Genomic DNA, 21,969 nt, shown 5'->3' with positions numbered 1-21,969 from the left:
TACTGGGGTGGCTGATGGGGCTCGAACCCACGACAACAGGAATCACAATCCTGGACTCTACCAACTGAGCTACAGCCACCGCTGAGCGGTGCGTTCAAGACTTATTACCACAAGTCTAAAACTAAAATTTTGGTTCGTTTTAATAGTCGATCACACACTTGGCGCACCCGACAGGAATCGAACCTGTAACCTACGGCTTAGAAGGCCGTTGCTCTATCCAGTTGAGCTACGGGCACACTGTACAACCGTACTATAAACTACTTATCTGGGTAAATAAGTTCTTACTTTGAAACAACTTATCACATAAGAATAAGTTCTGGTCGGGGCGGTGGGATTCGAACTCACGACCCTCTGCTCCCAAAGCAGATGCGCTACCGGGCTGCGCTACGCCCCGAACAGAGGACGCAATATACTGTGCGGATTTTATTGCGTCAAGCTCCTTAGCGATCTTTTTTCTGGGGGTGGCGGCATAAATTGGCTGGGAAACAACTTAATTCTTACGCTAGGTATTGTTTTTTAAGACGATTTTTGTTTTGAAAAATATTTCAAATATAGGATAAATTTTTTGAAATTTCTTGCTTAGTTCAAGATGGCTTACTTTGAAATATATGTAGGAAATGTTTGGGTTAGAGGCTTTTGCATGAGAAAATGCGTTTTTTGCGATAGAAACAGCAGGAGATTGACCCATGACAGCCAAAATTCTCGACGGAAAAATGATTTCGGCCGAAATTGTTAGTGATGTTCGTGCCAAAGTAGATGCCCGTGTTGCCAGTGGCCTGCGTGCTCCTGCACTTGCCGTGATTTTGGTTGGGGCAGACCCTGCTTCCCAAGTCTATGTAGGTAATAAAAAGCGCCAGTGTGCCAATGCGGGAATTCGCTCTATTGATATTGATTTGCCAGCGGATACTTCTGAAGCGGATTTACTGGCCTTAGTGGCTAAGTTTAATCAAGACGATGAGATCGACGGTATTTTGGTGCAATTGCCTTTACCAAAACATATTAATGCAGAGAAAGTCATCGAGCTGATCGATCCGGTAAAAGATGTGGATGGTTTTCATCCTTATAATATTGGCCGCCTCGCTTTAAAAATGCCTTTGCTGCGCCCGTGTACACCCCGTGGTGTGATGACTTTATTGGAGCGCACCGGCATTGATATCGTTGGTAAAGACGCTGTCATCGTAGGCGCATCTAATATCGTAGGTCGCCCACAGGCTTTAGAGCTTTTACTGGCACGCGCTACCGTTACCATCTGCCATAGCAAAACCAAAGACTTAGAAAGCAAAGTACGTGGTGCAGATATTGTGGTGGCTGGCGTGGGTATCCCAAATTTTGTAAAGGGTGAGTGGATTAAGGCTGGCGCGATTGTGATTGATGTGGGCATCAATCGATTAGAAAACGGTAAGCTCTGTGGTGACGTTGAATTTGATGTGGCAAAAGAAAAAGCCGCGTGGATTACTCCGGTGCCAGGTGGTGTGGGTTTGATGACCGTGGCAACGCTGATGCAAAACACCTTTGATGCTTGCGTAAACCGCAAGGGTTAAGTCACTTTTTGGGTGGGTTTTACCCACCCGCCCATTCTTTGCTGGACGTATCCCTTCATGTCTTATCAGCTTGCTAAACCTTTTCTTTTTTTACTTGATGCCGAAAAAGCCCATGCCGCTGCGTTTACCGGCTTGCATGCTTTGCATAGCTTAGGTTTTTTGCGCTCGTTTACGCCTACCGTTGTAGATTGCCCTGTCTCTGTGATGGGCTTGGATTTCCCTAATCCGGTGGGGCTTGCCGCTGGGCTGGATAAAAATGGCGATCATATCGATGCAATGGCCGAGCTTGGCTTTGGCTTTTTAGAGATTGGCACGATTACGCCACGCCCACAGCCTGGCAATCCTAAGCCACGGCTGTTTCGTCTTGCCGAGGCTGAAGGCATTATCAACCGTATGGGTTTTAATAATGACGGTGTAGATAAGCTGATTGAAAATGTTAAAAACAGTAATTACCAAGGTATTTTAGGCATCAATATCGGCAAAAATGCGGATACGCCGATTGAAAACGCCGTTGATGATTATCTGATCTGCTTAGATAAAGCCTACCAACACGCCAGCTACGTAACGGTAAATATCTCTAGCCCCAATACCAAAAACCTGCGCCAGCTGCAGGGGGCGGATGAATTAGGCCGTTTATTAAAGGCATTAAAGCAAAAACAAACCGAGCTTGCGGATCGTCATGGCCGCTATGTGCCACTTGCCCTCAAAATAGCGCCGGATTTAGACAGCAACCAAGTGCAGGATATCGCCGAGCGCCTAGTGGCGAGTGGGATTGATGCGGTGATCGCCAGCAATACTACCTTATCCCGAGTTGGGGTAGAGCACCTAAAGCATGGGCAAGAGGCCGGTGGTTTATCCGGTGCGCCGGTGCGGGCAAAATCCACCAAGGTGATTCGTGATCTGGCCGAAGCGCTAGATGGTGCTTTGCCTATTATTGGTGTGGGCGGCATTTTTAAAGGCGAACACGCCGTAGAAAAAATCCGTGCCGGAGCAAGCTTGGTGCAGGTTTATAGCGGCCTGATCTACGAAGGCCCGCAGCTGGTTAGCGATTGTGCTGAGGCGATTGCTGCGATGTAATTGCTGCAATGGCGGGCTAAATTAAATCCTGAACCGTAGAGAGCACGCAGAGCACAGAGCTCCACAGAGAAAAAAGGCCTGAGATCCATCTGCCCTTTGCTCTGTGTAACTCTGTGCCCTCTGTGGTTTAAGACTTGGCTCATGTACTAACTAAGCTGAGTTTGCTTGTTATTTGATTTGCGTGAGCACGCTTTGCCATTTGGATAAACAATGGATTTGCAACACTATTTACTGCTGCTTCTGGGCGCGGTGCTGGTTAATAATGCGGTGTTGGTGCGTATTCTGGGGCTGTGCCCGTTTATGGGCGTATCCAAAAAGCTGGAGGCATCGATAGGCATGGGGCTAGCCACGGCCTTTGTGCTGACGCTGGCCTCGGGCACGTCATGGATGATCGATCAGATTCTGATCTTTTGGCAGCTAGAATGCCTGCGCACGCTGGCCTTTATTGTGGTGATTGCCGCCATCGTGCAATTCACTGAAATGTTTATCCATAAAGCCAGCCCAGTGCTGTATCAGGCGCTGGGGATTTATCTGCCGCTCATTACCACTAACTGCGCCGTACTGGGTGTGCCACTGATTAGCTCGGCGCAAAAGTACAACTTTGTAGAATCACTACTATTTGGCTTTGGCTCTGCCGTGGGCTTTAGCCTAGTGCTCATCCTATTTGCCGCCATGCGCGAAAGGCTGGAAGGCGCGGATATCCCTGAGTTTTTTAAAGGCACGCCGGTGGCGTTTATCACGGCGGGGCTGATGAGCTTGGCGTTTATGGGATTCGCTGGCTTGGTGCGGTAAAACCCAAATCTTGAACCACGGAGAGCACGGAGGACACAGAGTTACACGGAGAAAACCTACAAGATATCAAGAACTGATGAAGGCATTACGTAGAAATGGATTTGATTTTCAATCTACGCCCTCTTCGGGGGATCCTTATTTTATCATTACTCCATTAATTCCCAGGTTTTCTCCGTGCCCCTCCGTGTTCTCGGTGTCCTCCGTGGTTCAAGATTTGGGTTTGTAAGTTGTGATCTGCAATCATTTATAGGAAAGCTATGTCTTTTTTACTGGCCATCGTTTTAATGGCTATTTTGGCGCTGATATTAGGTGCGGTGCTGGGCTTTGCTGCGATCAAGTTTAAGGTGGATGAAGACCCGCTAGTGGATAAGATCGATGCGATCTTGCCGCAAACCCAGTGTGGTCAGTGTGGTTTTCCTGGCTGTAAGCCCTATGCCACGGCGATTGCCAATGAAGAGGCCGATATCAATTGCTGCCCGCCAGGTGGTGAGGATGGTATCCGTAAGTTGGCTGAGTTACTGGGTAAAGAGTTTAAACCGCTGAATGCCGAAAATGGCGTTGAAAAGCCAAGATCCGTTGCTTTGATTGATGAAGCGGTTTGCATCGGCTGTACGCTCTGTATTCAGGCTTGCCCTGTGGATGCCATTGTCGGCGCGGCCAAGCATTTACATACTGTGATCGCCGCCGAATGCACTGGCTGTGAGCTTTGTGTCGCCCCTTGCCCAGTGGATTGTATTGATATTGTGCCGGTGGGAATAACGGTCAATAACTGGCGTTGGCGCTACCCTGTTATCCCCATCAAAGTTAAATCATGACTCAAACCAACCAAGTGATGAAGGTCGTGACTTTTCATGGCGGTGTTCATCCGCCAGAGCATAAAACCGAGTCCAACCGTACGCCAATCCGCGCAGCGGCGCTGCCGCCATTTTTAATTTTACCCTTGCAGCAAAGCATTGGTAACCCTGCAAAACCACTCGTGGTGGTAGGCGAGCGGGTATTAAAAGGCCAGCAGCTGGCTAGCGCTGATGGCATGGTTTCGGCCGCCATTCATGCGCCTACTTCAGGCGAGATTATCGCTATAGGCGAGCATCAAGTGCCTCATCCTTCCGGCCTTGCTGATCTGTGTATTACGTTGAAAGCTGATGGCAAAGACGAGTGGATTACAAAAACGCTATTTGATTGGAGAAACGCTGCTCCCAAGGCGGTGCGTGATTATTTGCGTGAGATGGGCGTGGTAGGGCTAGGCGGCGCGGTGTTTCCGTCGCATCTCAAGCTCAATGCTCAAGCGATTGAGACGCTAGTGATTAATGGCGCGGAGTGCGAGCCTTATATCAGCTGCGACGACCGTATTATGCGTGAGCGTGCCAGCGAAATTATCGCCGGAATCCTGATGGTGCAGCAGCTGTTAAATGCTAAGCAGGTCAAAATTGGCATTGAAGATAATAAGCCAGAGGCCGCAGCTGCACTGCGCTTAGCCATTACCGCCAACCAAAGCCACGCGGTTGCAGCAATTGAGGTGGTGCTGGTGCCTACGCTTTATCCTTCGGGTGGTGCTAAACAGTTAATCAAATTACTGTGCGATATCGAAGTGCCAGGCGGTGTGCGCTCAACGGATTTGGGCGTGCAGTGTTTTAATGTGGCCACCATTCACAGTATTTATTGCGCGCTGGCGCATGGCGAGCCGGTGATTCGCCGCGTGGTGACGATTACCGGCAATGTAGAGCGGCCAGGTAATGTGGAGGCGTTGATCGGTACGCCGCTTAAATATCTATTAAAAGAAGCGGGGGATAAAGGCAGTAGCGGCTATATCTATGGCGGCCCAATGATGGGTTTTGAGCTGCCATCTTTAGAAGTGGGGCTGAGCAAGGCGGGTAATTGTGTGATTGCCAAGTCGCCAGTAGATTTTCCTGAAAAACCGCGTGAAATGCCCTGTATCCGTTGCAGCAAATGCGCCGAAGCTTGCCCTGCCGAACTGCAGCCTATGGATTTATTCTGGTTTGCCAAAAGCAAAAACTTTGGCAAAGCGCAGGAGCGCAATCTATTTGATTGCATCGAATGCGGCGCTTGCGCCTATGTTTGCCCCAGCAATATCCGCTTGGTGGATTACTACCGCTTTGCAAAGTCTGAAATATGGGCCGCTGAAAAAACCAAACATGCCGCCGATTTAGCACGTGAGCGTTTTGAGTTTAGAGAATTTCGCGCCGAGCGCGAGAAACAAGAAAAAGCCGAGCGCCTTGCCGCCAAAGCCTCACAAAAGCTAGCACAGGCCGTAGCTTCTGATGATCCGGAAGACGCTATTCGCGCTGCCAAGATTAAAGCCGCGATGGCTAGAACGGCGAGCGCTAGCGAATCATCAGCCAGTGATGTGGGCGTTGTTGCTACCGATGCCGATCAAGCAGCGCAATTAGCTGCCGAGAAAAAAGCCAAAATTGCGGCGGCAATGGCTAGAGCTGCAGCGAAAAAAGTGGAAGCGGAGGCCGCTGTGCCGGTGGTTCGCCGCGAAGAGCAAGCAGCGGCTCCCGCACAAAATATCCCTGTTAGCAGCTTAGATAAAACCGATCGCACCAAAGAAATCCTTGATAAGCGCCGTGAAGAAAGAGCCCGCATTGCAGCGATGAGCCCAGAAGAGCGCAGTGAGTGGGAGGCCACCAAGCAGGCGGAAATCGCCGAGGCTAAAGCCGCTGCGGCACTAAGAAAAGCAGAAAGCGTAGCGCCCCTTGAAGCGCCAGCGCCTTCACTTGATGAAGAAAAAGCAGCCAAAATTCGGGCCGCTATGGCCAAAAGAGATGCAGAAAAAGCCCGTCTTGCCGCAATGAGCCCTGAGGAAAAAGCTGCACTGGCCGCAGAGCGCCAAGCGCGTATTGAAGCGGCGATGGCGGCCAAAGCTGCCAAGGCGGCTAAAGATGAATGATCTTGAGTTGATGCGAAAGCAATATCATTTACGTGCATCAGAGCAGGGTTTAAAGGCTTGGGATGTGCACCGCTTGATTAAGCTGAGCGCAAAGTTTGCCGTAATCAGCGTGTCGCTGGAGCAGATTGCTGAGTTAGATCAGAGTTACTGGTTTGACGAGGGTGGAGCCGTGCCAACTTGCCGCGCCATTAGCGAACACGCCAAATTAATTAATGAGACAGATCTGCGCTTCCCCATTATTTTGTCGCAAAACGGCAGAGTAATGGACGGCATGCACCGAGTGGCTAAAGCTTTGATGCAAGGCCAAACAGCGATACAGGCCGTGTAGTTTAGCCAAGACCCAGAGCCCGATTTTATCGGCATCGATGTGGATGATTTGCCATACGATAAGGTGTAAGCGGGTTTCTAGCCTTAAACAAGAACCTGATTAGCGACTTCGCTCAGCTTACTGAAGCGTCATTCCCGCGAAGGCGGGAATCCAGTTACGCTGTACTCTAAATAGCTGGATCCTCGGTAAAAACACTCGGGGATGACGCTTTTCATATATTTAAAATTTGAAAGCTATCCCGCTAATTAGGAACAAGAAAAGCATCGTAGCGGCACGGCATGGCGTGCCCAAAAACATAAGGATGTAAATGAACACATCGCCCTTTTTTATTAAACCGACGCCGCTGCAAGTGGTGATGCTCAAGGTGGCTGCGGCCTTGGTGCCAGGCATTGCCGCAATGACCTGGGCTTTTGGCGTGGGTGTGTTGGTGCAGATTACTCTGGCGCTGCTGACGGCGCTGCTGGCGGAGGCGGCTTGCTTAAAGCTGCGCAACTACCCGATCAAACCGTTTATTTTAGATGGCTCGGCTGCGGTAACCGCATTGCTGCTGGCGTTGTCTATGCCGCCGCTTGCTCCGTGGTGGGTGGTGGTGCTGGCTAGCTTGATTGCTATTTGCTTAGCCAAGCATTTATATGGCGGCTTGGGGCAAAATCCGTTTAACCCAGCCATGGTGGGCTTTGCGGTGATGATTGTGTCTTTCCCCGCGCAAATGTCGCGCTGGGCTGCGCCTTTAGCGCTGGATATGCCGCATCTGGATAGCATCACTCAAGTGATCACGATTTTTAGCGGAGCAGTGCCAGCGGCTTTTGATGCCATGGCCTCGGCCACGCCGCTAGATACCATTAAAACTGGTTTAAAAGCGCATCAGGCTTTGGCAGATGTAATGGGCGCACCGCTATTTGGCAATCTGGCTGGCGTGGGCAGTGAATGGGCAGCGGCGGGTTTCTTGTTGGGTGGCTTATATTTACTGCGAGAAAAGCTCATTCCTTGGCAGATTCCAGTGGGATTCTTGGGTGCTTTTATGCTGACCGCCAGTGTGTTTTACGGCATTGATCCAGCTAATTACAGCCCGCCATGGTTTCACCTCTTTAGCGGCGCGGCCATTTTGGGGGCATTTTTTATAGTTTCCGACCCCGTAACTGCACCGACCACGCCACGCGGCAGGCTGATCTTTGCCGCTTTAGCTGGGCTGCTGACTTATATGATCCGAGTGTTTGGTGCTTATCCCGATGGCGTGGCCTTTGCCGTGCTGATCATGAATATCGCTACGCCTTTTATCGACCAATATACCCAACCGCCGGTTTTTGGGCGTAAAGCGAAAACATAAGATAAATCAACCCACACCTTGAAACACGGAGTTTCACGGAGAAAACTTTATTTATTAGGTTTTTCTCCGTGTTTTAAGAATTGGGTTGTGTTTGTAGCTATTAGGGAGAAATAAATGAAAACCATGTTTGCCAATGGGGTACGTGGTGCGGCGACGCTGTTTTTGTTTGCGGTGGTGTTTACTGCCTTAATGGCGGGCACTTATCAGCTGACCCGCAAAAAAGTCTTGTTTAATGAAGAAAAAGCCAAAGTGGCGCTGATTGCCCAAGTGTTACCTGCCAAAAGTTTTGATAATAATCTGCTGAAAGACGCAAAGCTGTTGTCTGCGGGGGATGGCAAAGCCTTGGGCAATGATGGCGATAGCTATGTTTATCTGGCTAAAAAGGCTGGCAAAACAGAGGCTGCCGTATTTGAAGCCACAGCCCCTGATGGCTATGCAGGCAAAATTAAACTGCTGGTTGGCGTGGCAAAAGACGGGCAGGTGCTGGGGGTGCGAGTGGTGGCGCACAAAGAAACACCTGGGTTGGGGGATTATATCGACGCGGCTAAATCTTCATGGGTAGAGCAATTCAAAGGCCGCGAACTCACCCCGCAAAACGCAGATTTGTGGAAAGTAAAAAAAGACGGTGGTGGTTTTGATTATATGGCGGGTGCCACCATCAGCCCTCGTGCGGTTACGGCGGCGGTAAAGCGGGTGTTGGAATACGTAGCGAAGCAGCCACAGCTGTTTTTGTAGCGTGGGCACTCGTGCCCACGCGTAAAGAGATGGTTGATCACGTGTGGTACATGTAAGTAATTGGAGCATAAAGTGAGCAATGAAATTATTCGCAACAGCATTTGGAAGCAAAATGCTGGGCTGGTGCAGATTTTGGGCATGTGCCCCGTGTTGGTCGTGTCGAGCAATATTGTGAATGGTGTGTCGCTGGGGTTGGCGACTAGCCTTGTAATGCTGGTGTCGGGCGCGGCCATTGCGGCGATTCGCCAGTTTGTGCCCAATGAATTGCGCAGCCCGATTTTTATTCTGATTATTGCCGCCTTGGTTACCGTGGTGGATTTATTGTTTAACTCTTACGCGCATGGCCTATATGTGGTGCTGGGGATTTTTATCCCGCTGATTACCACTAACTGCATCGTGTTGGCGCGGGCGGAGGCGTTTGCCAGCAAGAATAGCGTTTGGGATTCAGCGCTAGATGGCTTCTTTATGGGCATTGGCCTGACGTTGGTGCTGGCTGTGCTTGGGGGAATGCGTGAGCTGGTGGGTAAGGGCACTTTGCTTTCCGGCATTGATCTGGTGTTTGGCCCTAAGGCGCAAGCCTGGACGATTCATATTATTCCCGCCGACATGCATTATCAGTTTCTACTCGCCATCTTACCGCCAGGGGCATTTATTGGGCTTGGCCTGTTGATTGCGGTGAAAACCGCCATGGATAAGCGTCTTCAAGCCAAAGCAGGATTACTGGCCAATGTTGCGGCGATTCATTGAGATTGGCTTATCTGGCGGCCATGACCTGGTGGCTGCTCAATCTTGGCTTTTGGGGCAAGCTAGCGGTGTTGGTTTTGGGAATCGGCATGCTGGCTGTTGGCATCTATTACAACATTCAGCTCATGCGTGAGCCATGGGATGAATGGGAGGCGATAAGCTGTGATCAAGATAAATAGGCAAGTTAAGCTAAAAATCTTTGCAGGTTAATAATATATTTTGGATGGATTCATACAAATGGCATTAAAAATAAGCAAAGAAGCCGAAGCCTTATTGGTCAAATCTATTAAGCACTATTTTGATAAAAATATGGATGAGCCCATTGGCAATATGCAGGCTGGAATGCTGCTCGATTTCTTTATGCAAGAGATCGCCCCCAGCGTTTACAACCAAGCCATTGCCGACGCTCAAGCGTATATGCAAGAAAAAGCTCTTGATATGCCGGGGAGCTGCTTTGAGCCGGAAATGAGTTTTTGGAATAAAAAATGAATAAAGAAACTCGGCGGATTTTTTACCAGCGTCTTGCAGATCTTGATCCCAACCCAACGACTGAGCTTAACTACAGCAGCCCCTTTGAGCTGCTGACGGCGGTATTACTCTCCGCCCAAGCTACGGATGTGGGGGTGAATAAGGCGACTAAGCGCTTATTCCCGGTGGCTAATACGCCCGAAACCATTCTGGCTTTAGGCGTAGAAGGGCTGGAATCCTATATTGCGACGATAGGCCTTTATCACAGCAAGGCTAAGCACTTGCTGGAAACCTGTCGCATGCTGATAGAGCTGCACGGCAGTGAAGTGCCAAGAGATAGAGCATCGCTAGAAGCGCTGCCAGGTGTGGGCAGAAAAACCGCCAATGTGGTGATGAATACGGCGTTTGGGATTCCGACCATTGCAGTGGATACGCATATCTTCCGCGTATCTAATCGCACCGGTTTAGCACCTGGCAAGGATGTCAAAGTTGTCGAAGAAAAGCTGTTAAAAAACACTCCTGCCGAGTTTAAACTCAACGCTCACCACTGGTTGATTTTGCATGGCCGCTATGTGTGTAAAGCTCGTAAGCCCGAATGCTGGAGCTGCGTAGTGAATGATGTTTGCGATTACAAACCCAAGCAAATCACTCCACCACCGGGGCGCTAGGCACTTGTTTTTTTTAGTGTCTTCGGCAGCTTGATTTTGGAGTTTGTAGGGTGTGAAACCCGCGAGCAATGCCGAATAAACACGCGGGTTTCACCCGCCCTACGATATTTATAATGAGATTGAGCAAGAAGCATAGTCAGGAAAAGCTTTCAACATTACCTAGGTTTTTTGTAAGTGTTTTCCCGTTTGGGCTGGACATGCTGCACTGCAAGGATCGACAATAGAGCTTGGATTAATCATCCAAAGTCGTACGTCTTCAGGGCGGGGTGCAACTCCCCACCGGCGGTAAGTGGGTTGTTTTCTCAAAAACAATCAACAAGCCCGCGAGCGCTTCCCCAAGTGGGAGGGTCAGCAGATCTGGTTTAATTCCAGAGCCGACGGTGATAGTCCGGATGAAAGAAGATGCGCGGCAATCTGCCTGCCATAGGCTTATGGCGGCTAGCTTGCTGCTGTCCCACTCCCTGAACCGTTTTTCGCCCCTTTATATTGCGAGAGCGTTTCTTTATGTTGATCGAAGCTGTTTCAAATCCTATCCAAAGTACTTTTCCAATCCGCTTTAAACAGGCTTTGGCTGATATGCGCCAAGGGCGGCCCGTTTTATTGATGGATGATTTCGACCGCGAAAACGAGGCCGATTTAATCGTCGCTGCCGAAAAAATCACCGATCGCTCTATGGCGCAAATGATCCGTGATGGCAGCGGCATTGTGTGCCTGTGCCTGCCGGATGAAACCCTCAGGCATTTGCAATTGCCGCCTATGGTGACAGATAACCAAAGCCGCTTTAGCACGGCGTTTACCGTGTCGATTGAGGCGCGGCACGGAGTCAGCACCGGCGTATCGGCCGCCGATCGGGTGACCACCATTAAGGCGGCGATTGCCCAAGGCGCTCAGCCGGAAGATCTTGCCAGCCCTGGCCATGTTTTCCCGCTACGTGCTACAGCCGGTGGTGTATTGGCGCGGCGCGGCCATACCGAAGGCTCGGTTGATCTAGCGGTATTAGCAGGTTTGCAAGCTGCTGCGGTGCTCTGCGAGCTGATGAATCCAGATGGCACGATGGCGCGTGGTGACGATATCACTCGTTACGCCGCAGAGCATGGCTTGCAAGTGCTGAGCATTGCTGAGTTGGTTGAATATCGCTTGCAGCAGGCTAAGTAAGGTTATCAATCCATAAGGAGCGAGCGTCCTTGCATGCTTTGCTAAGGGCACTTGCTGCTTGTGGGCCAAAAATCGCGGCTTATGCGTGATTTTTGCGGCTTTTGTGTGGCCAGTCTGATGAGCTTGGTAGGCGGCTTTGCGCCTAGCGGCTACAATATCCCCTTCCTCGCTCTATTCTCTTGGTAGCTGTCATGACTGTACGTACTCGTTTTGCCCCTAGTCCTACGGGCTTGTTACATATTGGTGGTGTGCGCACCGCGCTGTTTTCTTGGGCGCACGCACGCAAAAATGGCGGCGCTTTTGTGCTACGGATTGAAGACACCGATTTAGAACGCTCGACACCAGAATCCGTTAAAGCGATTCTGGATGGCATGCACTGGGTAGGCATTGATTACGATGAAGGCCCGTTTTACCAAATGCAGCGCATGGATCGCTACAGAGAAGCGGTGCAGCAGCTCTTAGCCAGCGGTCACGCTTATCACTGCTATATGTCTAAAGAAGAGCTCGATGCCATGCGCAGCGAGCAAGAAGCGCTGGGCTTAAAAGCCAAGTACGATCGCCGCTGGAGACCTGAGACAGGCAAAACCTTGCCAACACCGCCAGCCGGTGTGCAGCCGGTATTGCGTTTTAAAACGCCGTTAGATGGCGTGGTGGCTTGGGATGATTTAGTGAAGGGTCGGATTGAAATCGGCAATATTGAGCTAGACGATTTGATTATCGCCCGTACCGACGGCACCCCAACCTATAACTTCTGCGTGGTGGTGGATGATTGGGATATGGGCATTACCCAAGTAATTCGCGGTGACGATCATGTCAACAACACCCCGCGGCAGATTCATATTTTTAATGCGCTGGGCGCGCCGCTGCCGCAATTTGCTCACCTGCCCATGATTCATAACGATCAAGGTCAAAAATTATCGAAGCGCCGCGACGCGGTGAGTGTGGTCGATTACGATAGCGCGGGTTATTTACCCGAAGCACTGCTTAATTACCTAGCGCGTTTGGGCTGGGGCCACGGTGACGATGAGCTGTTTACCATGGCGCAGTTTGTAGAATGGTTTGATCTAAAAGATGTATCCGCCAGCCCAAGCCGCTTTGATAAAGAAAAACTACTGTGGCTGAATGCTCAGCATATTAAGGCCGCGGATACCGCTCGCCTTGCTGACTTGGCTAAGCGTTTCTTGGATGAAAAGGGTATTGATCTGACGGCTGGCCCTGCTTTAGTAGCTGTAGTGGCGCTCTTAAAAGAGCGAGTGCAAACCATTGTAGAGCTGGCCACAGAAGCAACTTACTTTTACCAGCCGCTCACCCCTTCGGATGAGATTATTGCTAAGCATTTAGGCGCAGATGATCTGGCCCGCCTTGCCGCATTTGCTGCTGAAATTGCAGGTTTGGAAGTGTGGGATACAGCCAGTATTTCAGCCTTTATTAAAGAGTTCTGCAAATCGCAAGGCGTAAAAATGGGCCAAGTGGGCATGCCACTGCGTGCCAAAGTATGCGGCACAACGCATACCCCTTCGGTAGATGCAGTCTTGGCATTATTAGGTAAGGCGGAAGTGTTGAAGCGTTTGGGCTAATAAATGTCCGTAGGGGCACGGCGTGCCGTGCCCTAAATATGGCTCTAAGCGGCTTGCTCTGGCTTTTTGGTTTTGCTTGCTAAGAAATCATCCAAACCTTTTTGTACTAATTCATAGGTTTTGTCTACATTGCTGGCAATGGTTCCGTCTAGCACTTGTAAGCTCTTGAGAATGTCTTTGGCTTGTTTAAAGCCTTCTTCTACGCCGCCACGAATCACCTTGGTAAATTCTGCAGCAATTTTATCGGGATCTTGCCCAGGTCTTTGCTTAGCAAATGCCTCATAAAACCCAGTAGAAAGTGCAATAATTCGCCCAGCGGTACCCTCGGGAGAGTTATCTTGGTTCGTGGCATTTTTAATTGCATCGTCGCCAAATTCTGGCTTCAGCACGTCATTAATCTTATCAATTGCGTTGCGAAACAGCAGTTGCATTGGTTTATCACCGCTGCTAATCGATACCTGTAAAGAAGCTTGCAAGATCTGCTGATTGGTTTGAGCGCGAATGCTGGCCTCGGTGGGGGCGGGCTTTTTTTCTACATCTTTGTTGTCTTTTATAATGGTGGCATTGCTTACGGTATTTGTTTGAGAAACAGAGTTAATCACGATAAAACTCCCTATTAAGTTCTGCATTACGGATAAGCCAGTTTATCGGCATTAATCGTGGATAACTTCAGCATTATTCTGGCACGACCGATTAACGGTGAGGATTGCGACTTACTTCCGTTTACCCACCTAGCATTCATCGCTATGCTGCGCGCCTGCTTTCATTTCTATCGGTTTTGTATGTCTCAGCCTCAGCAGTCCCACACTATTCTTGAAGATCTGCAAGGACTACTTACTGGCGTTTTACTGATGGCGCTGGCAATTCAATTTTTTAAGCAGGCAGGCTTACTTACCGGCGGAGCTACAGGTTTAGCATTTTTGCTGCACTATATTGCGCATTGGCCGTACGGTACAGTGCTGTTTTTGATTAATTTACCGATTTATATATTTTCTTATCGCATGTTAGGTAAGGAATTTACGCTTAAAACTTTTGCTTGCGTAGGAGTCTTAGCGCTGCTTTGTGGATGGCTGCCAAATTTAATTAATTTGGGTGATATTAATCCCGTGTTCGCTGGATTAATGGGGGGGTTATTGGCAGGGGTGGGTATTTTAATGCTGATTCGGCATAAAGCCAGCTTAGGTGGCGTTACGGTATTGGCGCTATATTTGCAAAAACGCTTTGGCTGGCGCACTGGTTATGTGCAATTGGTGTTTGATCTAGTTATTTTATGCGTAGGCTTTGGCGTGGTTAATTATAAACAGTTATTTATTTCTGTTTTAGGCGCATTGGCCTTGAATTTAGCGATTGCTATTAATCATCGGCCAGATCGCTATATTGGTATGTGAGTTATGTTATTAAAAAATAAAAAAAGGCCATAAATGGCCTTTTTTTATTGATGCTAGATAAGCGCTATGCATATGGGGGTTTTTTTCCTATGTGTTAGAAAAAATGTTAAAAATTATACATATGCTGCTTTACGGCGGTGGGCAAATACTGCAATTAGGCCTAAACCCATTAAGGCATAGGTTTCTGGCTCAGGCACGGGGGCTGTAACCATGCCTGTGCCTTGAATACCCATTAAGTCAAATCCTGGTGATGCACCTGCACTGCCATGGCTTTTAACCATTACTTGGCTAATTGCGCTAGTTAAAGTCAGAAATGATGATTGTGGGCCTAGTCCTACGCCGCCACCTTCCGTTACTGTGCCGATAAGGCTCCACGCTGCGGCGCTATTTAAGCGGCCAAATACACTGGCTACTTCATTTGCGCCATTGGCCACACTGAAAATGCCAATAGTGCCTGTGGCTTGTTGACCATTAAACCCGTAGGTGGCCATGTAGTCTTGAGGTAAGGAAACCCATTCGCCAGTGACTGGTGCGCCAGTGGCAATGGCTGGGTTTACAGATACCGGATATGCGCTATTAAAACCGCCTTGAGCGCTGGCGCTTTTATCTACACCTGCACCATCAGTAAAGCTAATAAACTGATCAACATAAGCACTTGTTGCATAAGTGGCACTGCTAAATAAAGCGAAAATAGCAACGGCAGCAGTTTTTTTGAAGGTACTCATGATCGTTTCCAATTTAAGTTTAAATCGATCTGTTTTTGCAGATGGCTTAATGTGTAGGTTCAATTTTTTACTGATGATGAACAGAGGTTTTTCATGGGTACTCAGTGAATAAAACTCTTCTGTTGCTCGTTGTTTGATTGCCTTGGTTGTCTTTGTACCGAGAACGCGATGTCATTTCAATAAGCGATTCCTTATGGTTTTTTTATCTGGTATTAGCGATATATAAATAAAAAATTGGCATGTGCTATCGCAGCTCCCCTTGATATACATACAATCAATGAGTACAAGGGATGCTGTGCTGATATTGAGCGTGATGCGGCTCTGCGCATGGGGTTTCTGGGTTTTATTGTGTGAAGTGAAAGAATTTTGATTTTTTATTGCAAGAATTACTGGTATCGGTCAAAAATACTGATGGGTGAATGGGGTCACACATAAATTATTGGATAATGTACTGATTGCTTGGCGTTACACCGCAGCACGAGCATCAAGGTTTGGCTCTACCACAAGCATTCAAAAGCCTTAGTCGCCCAAAATATAGGGGCGCTACTTGCAGGCCCCTAGTTCATATTGGGAGCAGCAAGCAGCGCCCCTAAGAAGTGCTGTATTGCAAAGCTCAGCATTTGTATCAAAATGCTGAGCCTCTATAGATGAATACGGATGTACGAGATTATTTTTCCGCTAATTTTTCCGCAATAGCCTGCAAAGCAGCAGGGCGATTGGCGCAGCAGCTTAACCGGCCAGCCGCGTGAGGGGCCAAATCTAAGTCATAAGGCAGCCGCCCAGCGATTAGCCAGAGCTTGTCTTGTGGCAGAGCAGTTATCAAGGCCTGCTGCTCTGGGTTAAGCGTTGCATTATAAGAAACAAAAATAATTTGCTGGGCAAGGGCTGCTTGCGTGAGGGCGGCATCTAGCTCCGCTGCGTCGGGCCTTAGCGCAATCCAGTGCTCGCTCACGGTAAAGCCTAGCTCGCTTAAAGGTTGCGCTAGTGAGTTACGCGCTTCTGGCGTTTTGCCTAGCGCCACTTCATCGATTTCTGTATGCGCACGCACTTCGGCGCTGATTAAAAATACCGGTTGATTCTTATCTAATGGCCGAGCGCTGCCAGTAATGGCGGCTTGGTGTACGCGCTGTGATAGCGCCATGCTGCTGGGGGCTTGTAAAGACGGCACTAAACTTGCCCAGTTTTGCATCTGATATTGCTGTTTTAAAGCCAAAATACGCAGAACCGATGCATTGATCTGGGCGATATTAATTTCGCCAGCCTCCACTGCAGCTTGCACGGCGGCCAAGGCGGCGGTTTGAGTGCTTGGCGTATGCGAAATCAGCACAATATCTGCCCCAGCCTGAACGGCTTGCACCGCCCCCGTCACCGTGCCCACGCCTTTGGCAATCGCATCCATTTCTAGGCAATCGGTAATCACCACGCCTTTAAAGCCCAATTCATTTCTTAATAAGCCACTGAGCACCGCGTGGGAAAGCGTGGCAGGGATAGATAAATCTGGCTCAATGGCAGGAAAAGCCACATGAGCGGTCATCAATGCATCTAGCCCCGCATTAAATGCCGCACAAAATGGCGCTAACTCCACTGCATCTAAACGCGCTCTATCGTGTGCCACCACCGGCATACCGACATGTGAATCCACCGCCGTATCGCCGTGGCCAGGAAAATGCTTGCCGGTTGTCGCCATGCCCGCCGCTTGCATACCGCTTAATGCGGCAAGGCCAAATTGGCAAACTTCGCCAGCGGTTTCGCCATAGGCGCGCACGCCAATCACGGGGTTTTGCGGATTATTATTAATATCTAATACCGGCGCAAAATTAATATTAATGCCTAGCGATTTAAGCTCCGCATTGCCGATTTGGGTGAGCGCCGTGCAATCGGCCACGTTGGCGGTGTTTTTAAAGGCCATTGCCGATGGCAGCGGGGTGACGCCATCTTCAATCCGCATCACCATCCCGCCTTCCTGATCAATACCTATTAATAGTGGCACAGAGCTAAAACGCGCATTGATTTGCTGCAAATGTAAATTTAAAGCCGCTACTTGCTCCACATCAGCCACGTTGCGCCTAAATAAAATAACCCCACCAATCTGCTGCTGCGTAAGCATCGTTTCAATATGCGCATTGGGCACAAAGCCATCAAAGCCCACCATAAACATTTGCGCCACTTTTTGGCTAAGGGTGAGCGACTGTAATAAATCTGCAGCGTGCATGGTATGGCTCCAATAGGGGGCGAGTAAAAGCTTTGCAAAAGCAAGCGGCTAAATTGATGAGTAATTTACTTATTGTAAAACGCCAAGCAGCTTAAGGCCTATGTGGCTTTGTGATTTGACAAGCTGGGCAAAGCTATTTCTTTGCAGAGATTTTAAGGGGCGCTTGTGTAAGCGGGGCTAGCCTCATCCATTACACCACTTGATATTGGTATGTAAAAAAATGTGAAGTCAATACCAAGAAAGAATTTTTATTTGTATCTTACAAAAAATTTTGAATGTAAATATTGTAAAGGCCTGTTTATCATAATTTTTGTAAGCAAAATAAATGTCGAAAATTGCTATTTTATGGCTTGCTCAAGTTGATAACTGAATGGCATTAAATATTTAATTTATTTATTCAACTAAAACAAATACTTATGTTTTTTTAAATTAATAAAGATCACCGTTTACCCCTTACAGCAAGCCTAAATTACGTTTTGTGCTTGCAGTCACATTTTTAAAAATAGCGAAGGAGAACAATGCATTTGTCGGAAGCGCAATCCATTATGGAAAAGCTCTGGCGGAAAGCTGGATGGTGGCTTACATAAACTTTTAGGAGTTCGTAAAAATGGCAACAGCAGCAGCACTCGCATTCGTGCAAAAACTCTATGTCGCTTACTATCAACGTCCAGCCGACTATGCTGGGCAGCAATATTGGGCAGAAAAATTTGATAAAGATGGCGGAGCTTCGGCGATTGCCTCCGCTTTTGCTACTTCAACAGAATCCGTAGCCTTATATGGCTCGCAGTCATTAGGTGCTCAAATTAGCGCGGTGTATCAAGCCGCATTTGGCCGTGCGGCAGAAACGGCTGGCTTGCAGTTTTATCTGAACGAAATCAGTGCTGGCCGCCTAACCGTGGGCACGATGGCAGTGTCCGTTTTAAATGGTGCAGCAGGTACAGATTTAACAACGCTCACATCCAAATTGGCTGTAGCAGCTGCTTACACTACCGCTGTCTCGGATGCTTCGGGTATCTTGAAATATGTTGGTGATGCATCTGCAGTTGCTGCGCGTACTTTCTTAGCAACCGTGACGACAGCAAACCAAGCTGCGTCGACTACTGCTGTATCGGCGCAGGTATCTGCTTTAACCCCAGCGGCCCCAGCCGTTACCACTTTTAACTTAACTACCAGCATCGATACCATTACCGGTACTACGGGTAATGATGTGATCAATGGGGCAGAACAGGCACAAACTGGCGGTAATGTGGCGACATGGACCGCAGGCGATAAGATTGATGGTGGTGCAGGTATTGATGTCTTTAATATTACGCAAACTGCTGCGATTACAATACCGGCAGGTGCTACCGTGGTCAATGTGGAAACCGCTAACCTGACGTCCACTACAACGGCTACAAATGTAAATACGACGGGCTGGACTGGTCTGACGGCTTTAAATGTGACGGCCCCAACTGTCGTTACTCTTACCGCTGCAGCAACGACTGCCGTCGCATTAACTGATACTACAGCTACGGGGGCGGTAGTAATTAATGGTGGCTCAACCGTTAATGTTACTAATACTGGAACAACTGCAGCGGGTACGATTGCTGTTGGCGCAACGACAGCTGCAGCAGGTGCGGTAACGGTTAATTCAACGATCTTAGGCTCTGCTGCAACTACAGGTGGAACTATTACCGTTACTGGTGGTACGGCCGTGAGTGTGACGCAAAAAGGCGCGAATACTGCAGGAGCAGGGTTTACGGCAACTGACGGCGCAGTAGTCGTTACGGGTAATACCAGTACCACCACTGTTTCTGTGATTTCTGATAAGGCAGGCACTGATACAGCTGCCGCAGCGGCTTCGGCTGGTGTTGCTGCAGTTGTGGCAATAGTTGGACATGTAAATGGTGCTGTAACGATAAATGATGTGAATGCCGCTTCAACCACGGCTGCAGGGATGATTGACACCGTTACTCTTAATAGTTATGGGGCCTCTACAATTAATTCAGGGGCGCTGAAAGCCGTTAATTTATCGGGCACAGGTACTACTTTAGGCATTACACAAGGTGCACTGACTAATAAGGTCGTGACTACTGAAGCTTTAAACGTTACAGATCTTACGGCTGGTGTGATTACCTATGCGGCTAGCAGTGGGATAACCACTCTTAATCTTGCATCAACCAGTAAGGCCTCGACAATTGCTGGTTTAGTTAATGATGCGGTGACCACGCTCAATATCTCAGGTGATGCTGCGGTGACTTTAACGGCCCAAACGCTAGCCGCATTAACTGGTGTAACGGTTACCAATACCGCAGGTGCTAGTTTGGGTACTGCTTTGGCCGTGGGTACTGCATTTACTGGCGGCGCAGGTAATGATTCGGTCTCGCTCGGTGCAACCACTAAAGCCATTACCATGGGGGCTGGCAATGACATGGTGACCACGGCGGGTTTGGTGGGCACGGGTGGGTCGGTCGATGCGGGTACTGGTACAGATACTATTGCGATGCTTGCTGCTGATGCGGCTACAGCTAGTCTTACCAGCACCTTTAACACTAAGTTCACTAATTTTGAAGTGCTTAGTGTGGCTACAGGTGGCGGTACGAATACTGTTGATTTATCTGGGATTAATAATGTTAGCCAAGTGACCACACTTGGGCAGACCGCATTAACCCTGAATAATATGATTAGCACTGGGACATTGACGTTAACTGGTGCAAGCACAGCAGAAACCGTGAATGTAACAGGCGCCGCAGGGGGGGCAACCGATGTATTGAACATCAGCTTGAGTAACTCTACAGCGGGTGTGGTTGCATTTGGCTCGATAACGGCTGCTAATGTAGAAACTATTAACATTAAAACGGTTGATGCAGGTACTGTGGCGAATGTAGTAGCCACGGTGGATACCGCCACTTTAGTGGCTACGGGCGCAACTAAAATTATGGTAAGCGGTAATGACGGTTTAACTTTAACGAACACTGGTAATGTGGCTGTTACTACTTTTGATGCATCTGGCGTGGTGGGTGATGGGGCTGCAACAGATGACACGGCTGCAAATCTAGCAGTTACCTTTGTTTCTGCCAACACCACGGGTGCAGTGGCTATTACCGGTGGTGCGGGTAACGATGTCTTAACGGGTAATGGTGGGATCGATACTATTATCGGTGGGGCGGGTAATGACACTATTACTGGTGGTGCAGGTGCGGATATCTTAACGGGCGGGGCGGGTGCTGATACATTTGTATTCACAACAGCATCTACTGGCCTACCATCCGCGACTAACTTTGACACCATTACGGATTACACTAAAACCGCAGGTGCCAATTTTGATACGATTAGTGCAACGGCTTTACTTTTAGGTGCTCAAACAGCCGCTGCAGCGGCTGGCGTAGCAACTATAACTGCTGGCGTGGCTACTTTTAATGCTGCGGATACGACATTCGCACTCCACTTGGCAGCAGTAGCTGCTGCTCAGCAGGCTACCGCAGGGGCAACTACCGTTTGGCAGGAAGGTGCAGATACCTATATGTATATTTCTGATGGTACTTTGGCTGTTGCCGCCACTGATGTATTAATTAAATTGGTTGGTGTAACTGCTGGTGCATTAACTGTTGCAAGTAATGCCGTTACTGCTATGGCATAAAATCAAAGAAGTCAGGCTCAATTAATTGTTTAAAGAGTCTGCTTTCCTAGATTTTTATCTTACCCTAACCCCGCATCTATTCAGGATGTGGGGTTTTTGTTTTTGTGGGGCAGCGTGGCTTATAAAGAAGCTCTTCTAGGAGAGGCAAGATGGCGATCGTGATTACTACTGAGTATTTGGCAGCCATTGCTGGCAAGCAAACCAAGCTGATGCCTAGTTTAATGGAATGGATAAATAATTTTTGCCCGCAGTATCAGATTGATAGCCCGCAGGAATATGCGCATTTTTTGGCGCAAGCTTGCCACGAGAGTGATGGCTTTAAAACCTTACAAGAATATGCATCGGGCCAAGCTTATGAAGGCCGTATGGATTTGGGGAATAGCAAACCGGGGGATGGTGTTCGGTTTAAGGGGCGGGGGATATTTCAAACTACGGGGCGTGCCAATTATTTGCTATTAGGCATAAAAAAAGGCCGCCGAGATTTATTTATTCATCATCCAGAATATTTAGAGCAAGCCGAATACGCGGTTTGGAGCGCTTGCGAATATTGGGCCAGTAAAAATTTACCTGATTATGTCTCTTGCTCAGTTAATCGCCCTCGCGGGCAAGGCTTAGCAATGAGTAAGGCATGCAGCATGCGGGGAATAAGGGCGCATAAATCAAAACGCCTATTAAATCGGTACTGCATTTCCGCCAAATAGC

The 21,969-nt window shown here is 48.8% G+C and carries 19 protein-coding genes, 3 tRNA genes, 1 pseudogene and 1 riboswitch; of the genes and pseudogenes, 16 read left to right on the top strand and 7 right to left on the bottom strand.

The annotated features are described in order from the left end of the window. Positions 1-3: 3 nt before the first annotated feature. The 3 genes from Q0R17_RS18615 to Q0R17_RS18605 all read right to left on the bottom strand — a co-directional run bounded on the left by Q0R17_RS18615 (position 4) and on the right by Q0R17_RS18605 (position 394). Positions 4-79 (bottom strand) — tRNA-His (locus tag Q0R17_RS18615). An 80-nt stretch (positions 80-159) separates the two neighbouring features. Next, positions 160-236 (bottom strand) — tRNA-Arg (locus tag Q0R17_RS18610). 81 nt (positions 237-317) lie between these two features. Continuing rightward, a tRNA-Pro gene (locus Q0R17_RS18605) sits at positions 318-394 on the bottom strand. A gap of 292 nt (positions 395-686) precedes the next feature. Here Q0R17_RS18605 and folD point away from each other — a divergent pair. The 14 genes from folD to gltX all read left to right on the top strand — a co-directional run bounded on the left by folD (position 687) and on the right by gltX (position 13,323). After that, on the top strand, positions 687-1,541 hold the full coding sequence (gene folD / locus Q0R17_RS18600; RefSeq protein WP_293937811.1) for a bifunctional methylenetetrahydrofolate dehydrogenase/methenyltetrahydrofolate cyclohydrolase FolD: 855 nt from the start codon (positions 687-689) through the stop codon (positions 1,539-1,541). Between the two features lie 57 nt (positions 1,542-1,598). Next, positions 1,599-2,618, top strand: a complete 1,020-nt coding sequence (locus Q0R17_RS18595; protein ID WP_293937810.1) for a quinone-dependent dihydroorotate dehydrogenase — start codon at positions 1,599-1,601, stop codon at positions 2,616-2,618. A 210-nt stretch (positions 2,619-2,828) separates the two neighbouring features. Beyond that, complete coding sequence (gene rsxA, locus Q0R17_RS18590) at positions 2,829-3,410, top strand: electron transport complex subunit RsxA (protein WP_293937808.1); 582 nt, start codon at positions 2,829-2,831, stop codon at positions 3,408-3,410. Between the two features lie 257 nt (positions 3,411-3,667). Beyond that, on the top strand, positions 3,668-4,225 hold the full coding sequence (gene rsxB / locus Q0R17_RS18585; protein WP_293937806.1) for an electron transport complex subunit RsxB: 558 nt from the start codon (positions 3,668-3,670) through the stop codon (positions 4,223-4,225). After that, positions 4,222-6,321: an electron transport complex subunit RsxC gene (gene rsxC / locus Q0R17_RS18580; protein ID WP_293937804.1), complete on the top strand. Its 2,100-nt coding sequence runs from the start codon at positions 4,222-4,224 to the stop codon at positions 6,319-6,321. Before rsxB ends, rsxC begins: the two co-directional genes overlap by 4 nt. After that, positions 6,314-6,649 carry a hypothetical protein gene (locus tag Q0R17_RS18575; RefSeq protein WP_293937802.1) on the top strand — a complete coding sequence of 112 codons (336 nt, stop codon included), beginning with the start codon at positions 6,314-6,316 and terminating at the stop codon, positions 6,647-6,649. Before rsxC ends, Q0R17_RS18575 begins: the two co-directional genes overlap by 8 nt. A gap of 307 nt (positions 6,650-6,956) precedes the next feature. Next, complete coding sequence (locus Q0R17_RS18570; protein ID WP_293937801.1) at positions 6,957-7,976, top strand: RnfABCDGE type electron transport complex subunit D; 1,020 nt, start codon at positions 6,957-6,959, stop codon at positions 7,974-7,976. Between the two features lie 114 nt (positions 7,977-8,090). Then, positions 8,091-8,711 carry an electron transport complex subunit RsxG gene (rsxG, locus tag Q0R17_RS18565; RefSeq protein ID WP_293937799.1) on the top strand — a complete coding sequence of 207 codons (621 nt, stop codon included), beginning with the start codon at positions 8,091-8,093 and terminating at the stop codon, positions 8,709-8,711. A gap of 72 nt (positions 8,712-8,783) precedes the next feature. Continuing rightward, positions 8,784-9,458 carry an electron transport complex subunit E gene (locus Q0R17_RS18560; RefSeq protein ID WP_293937797.1) on the top strand — a complete coding sequence of 225 codons (675 nt, stop codon included), beginning with the start codon at positions 8,784-8,786 and terminating at the stop codon, positions 9,456-9,458. Positions 9,459-9,478: 20 nt separating this feature from the next. After that, a complete protein-coding gene (locus Q0R17_RS18555; protein WP_293937795.1) occupies positions 9,479-9,634 on the top strand; it encodes a hypothetical protein in 156 nt (51 codons plus the stop codon). A 58-nt stretch (positions 9,635-9,692) separates the two neighbouring features. Continuing rightward, positions 9,693-9,944 (top strand): DUF2164 domain-containing protein, encoded by a 252-nt coding sequence (locus tag Q0R17_RS18550; protein ID WP_293937794.1) that lies wholly within the window; start codon positions 9,693-9,695, stop codon positions 9,942-9,944. Then, positions 9,941-10,591: an endonuclease III gene (gene nth / locus Q0R17_RS18545; protein WP_293937792.1), complete on the top strand. Its 651-nt coding sequence runs from the start codon at positions 9,941-9,943 to the stop codon at positions 10,589-10,591. The genes Q0R17_RS18550 and nth overlap by 4 nt, the downstream gene beginning before the upstream one ends. Positions 10,592-10,839: 248 nt before the next feature. Then, positions 10,840-10,999: riboswitch (FMN riboswitch) on the top strand. A gap of 96 nt (positions 11,000-11,095) precedes the next feature. Continuing rightward, positions 11,096-11,746 (top strand): 3,4-dihydroxy-2-butanone-4-phosphate synthase, encoded by a 651-nt coding sequence (ribB, locus tag Q0R17_RS18540; protein ID WP_293937790.1) that lies wholly within the window; start codon positions 11,096-11,098, stop codon positions 11,744-11,746. 191 nt (positions 11,747-11,937) lie between these two features. Next, positions 11,938-13,323 (top strand): glutamate--tRNA ligase, encoded by a 1,386-nt coding sequence (gltX, locus tag Q0R17_RS18535; protein ID WP_293937788.1) that lies wholly within the window; start codon positions 11,938-11,940, stop codon positions 13,321-13,323. 44 nt (positions 13,324-13,367) lie between these two features. Here gltX and Q0R17_RS18530 read toward each other — a convergent pair whose 3' ends face one another. Next, positions 13,368-13,925, bottom strand: a complete 558-nt coding sequence (locus Q0R17_RS18530; RefSeq protein ID WP_293937786.1) for a DUF5610 domain-containing protein — start codon at positions 13,923-13,925, stop codon at positions 13,368-13,370. Positions 13,926-14,105: 180 nt separating this feature from the next. Between Q0R17_RS18530 and Q0R17_RS18525 the strand changes: the two genes are divergently transcribed. Further along, entirely contained in the window at positions 14,106-14,711 is a 606-nt protein-coding gene (locus Q0R17_RS18525; RefSeq protein WP_293937784.1) for a YitT family protein, read from the top strand. A gap of 113 nt (positions 14,712-14,824) precedes the next feature. Here Q0R17_RS18525 and Q0R17_RS18520 read toward each other — a convergent pair whose 3' ends face one another. Together Q0R17_RS18520 and nagZ are read right to left on the bottom strand one after the other, a co-directional pair. Then, positions 14,825-15,436 carry a PEP-CTERM sorting domain-containing protein gene (locus tag Q0R17_RS18520; protein WP_293937782.1) on the bottom strand — a complete coding sequence of 204 codons (612 nt, stop codon included), beginning with the start codon at positions 15,434-15,436 and terminating at the stop codon, positions 14,825-14,827. Positions 15,437-16,103: 667 nt separating this feature from the next. After that, a complete protein-coding gene (nagZ, locus tag Q0R17_RS18515) occupies positions 16,104-17,648 on the bottom strand; it encodes a beta-N-acetylhexosaminidase (protein WP_293937780.1) in 1,545 nt (514 codons plus the stop codon). Between the two features lie 607 nt (positions 17,649-18,255). Here nagZ and Q0R17_RS18510 point away from each other — a divergent pair. Further along, the gene (locus Q0R17_RS18510) at positions 18,256-21,267 is read left to right on the top strand and encodes a DUF4214 domain-containing protein (protein WP_293937778.1); all 3,012 of its coding nucleotides are present in this window, start codon (positions 18,256-18,258) and stop codon (positions 21,265-21,267) included. Positions 21,268-21,838: 571 nt separating this feature from the next. Here the strand turns inward: Q0R17_RS18510 and Q0R17_RS18505 are convergent. After that, a pseudogene (locus tag Q0R17_RS18505) lies at positions 21,839-21,969 on the bottom strand (IS1595 family transposase); the annotation flags it as partial.

The organism is Iodobacter sp. (genome assembly GCF_025352645.1).
Lineage (GTDB): Bacteria > Pseudomonadota > Gammaproteobacteria > Burkholderiales > Chitinibacteraceae > Iodobacter.
Note: the sequence above shows the minus strand (reverse complement) of the source record. Positions and strands in the feature narration are given on the sequence as shown.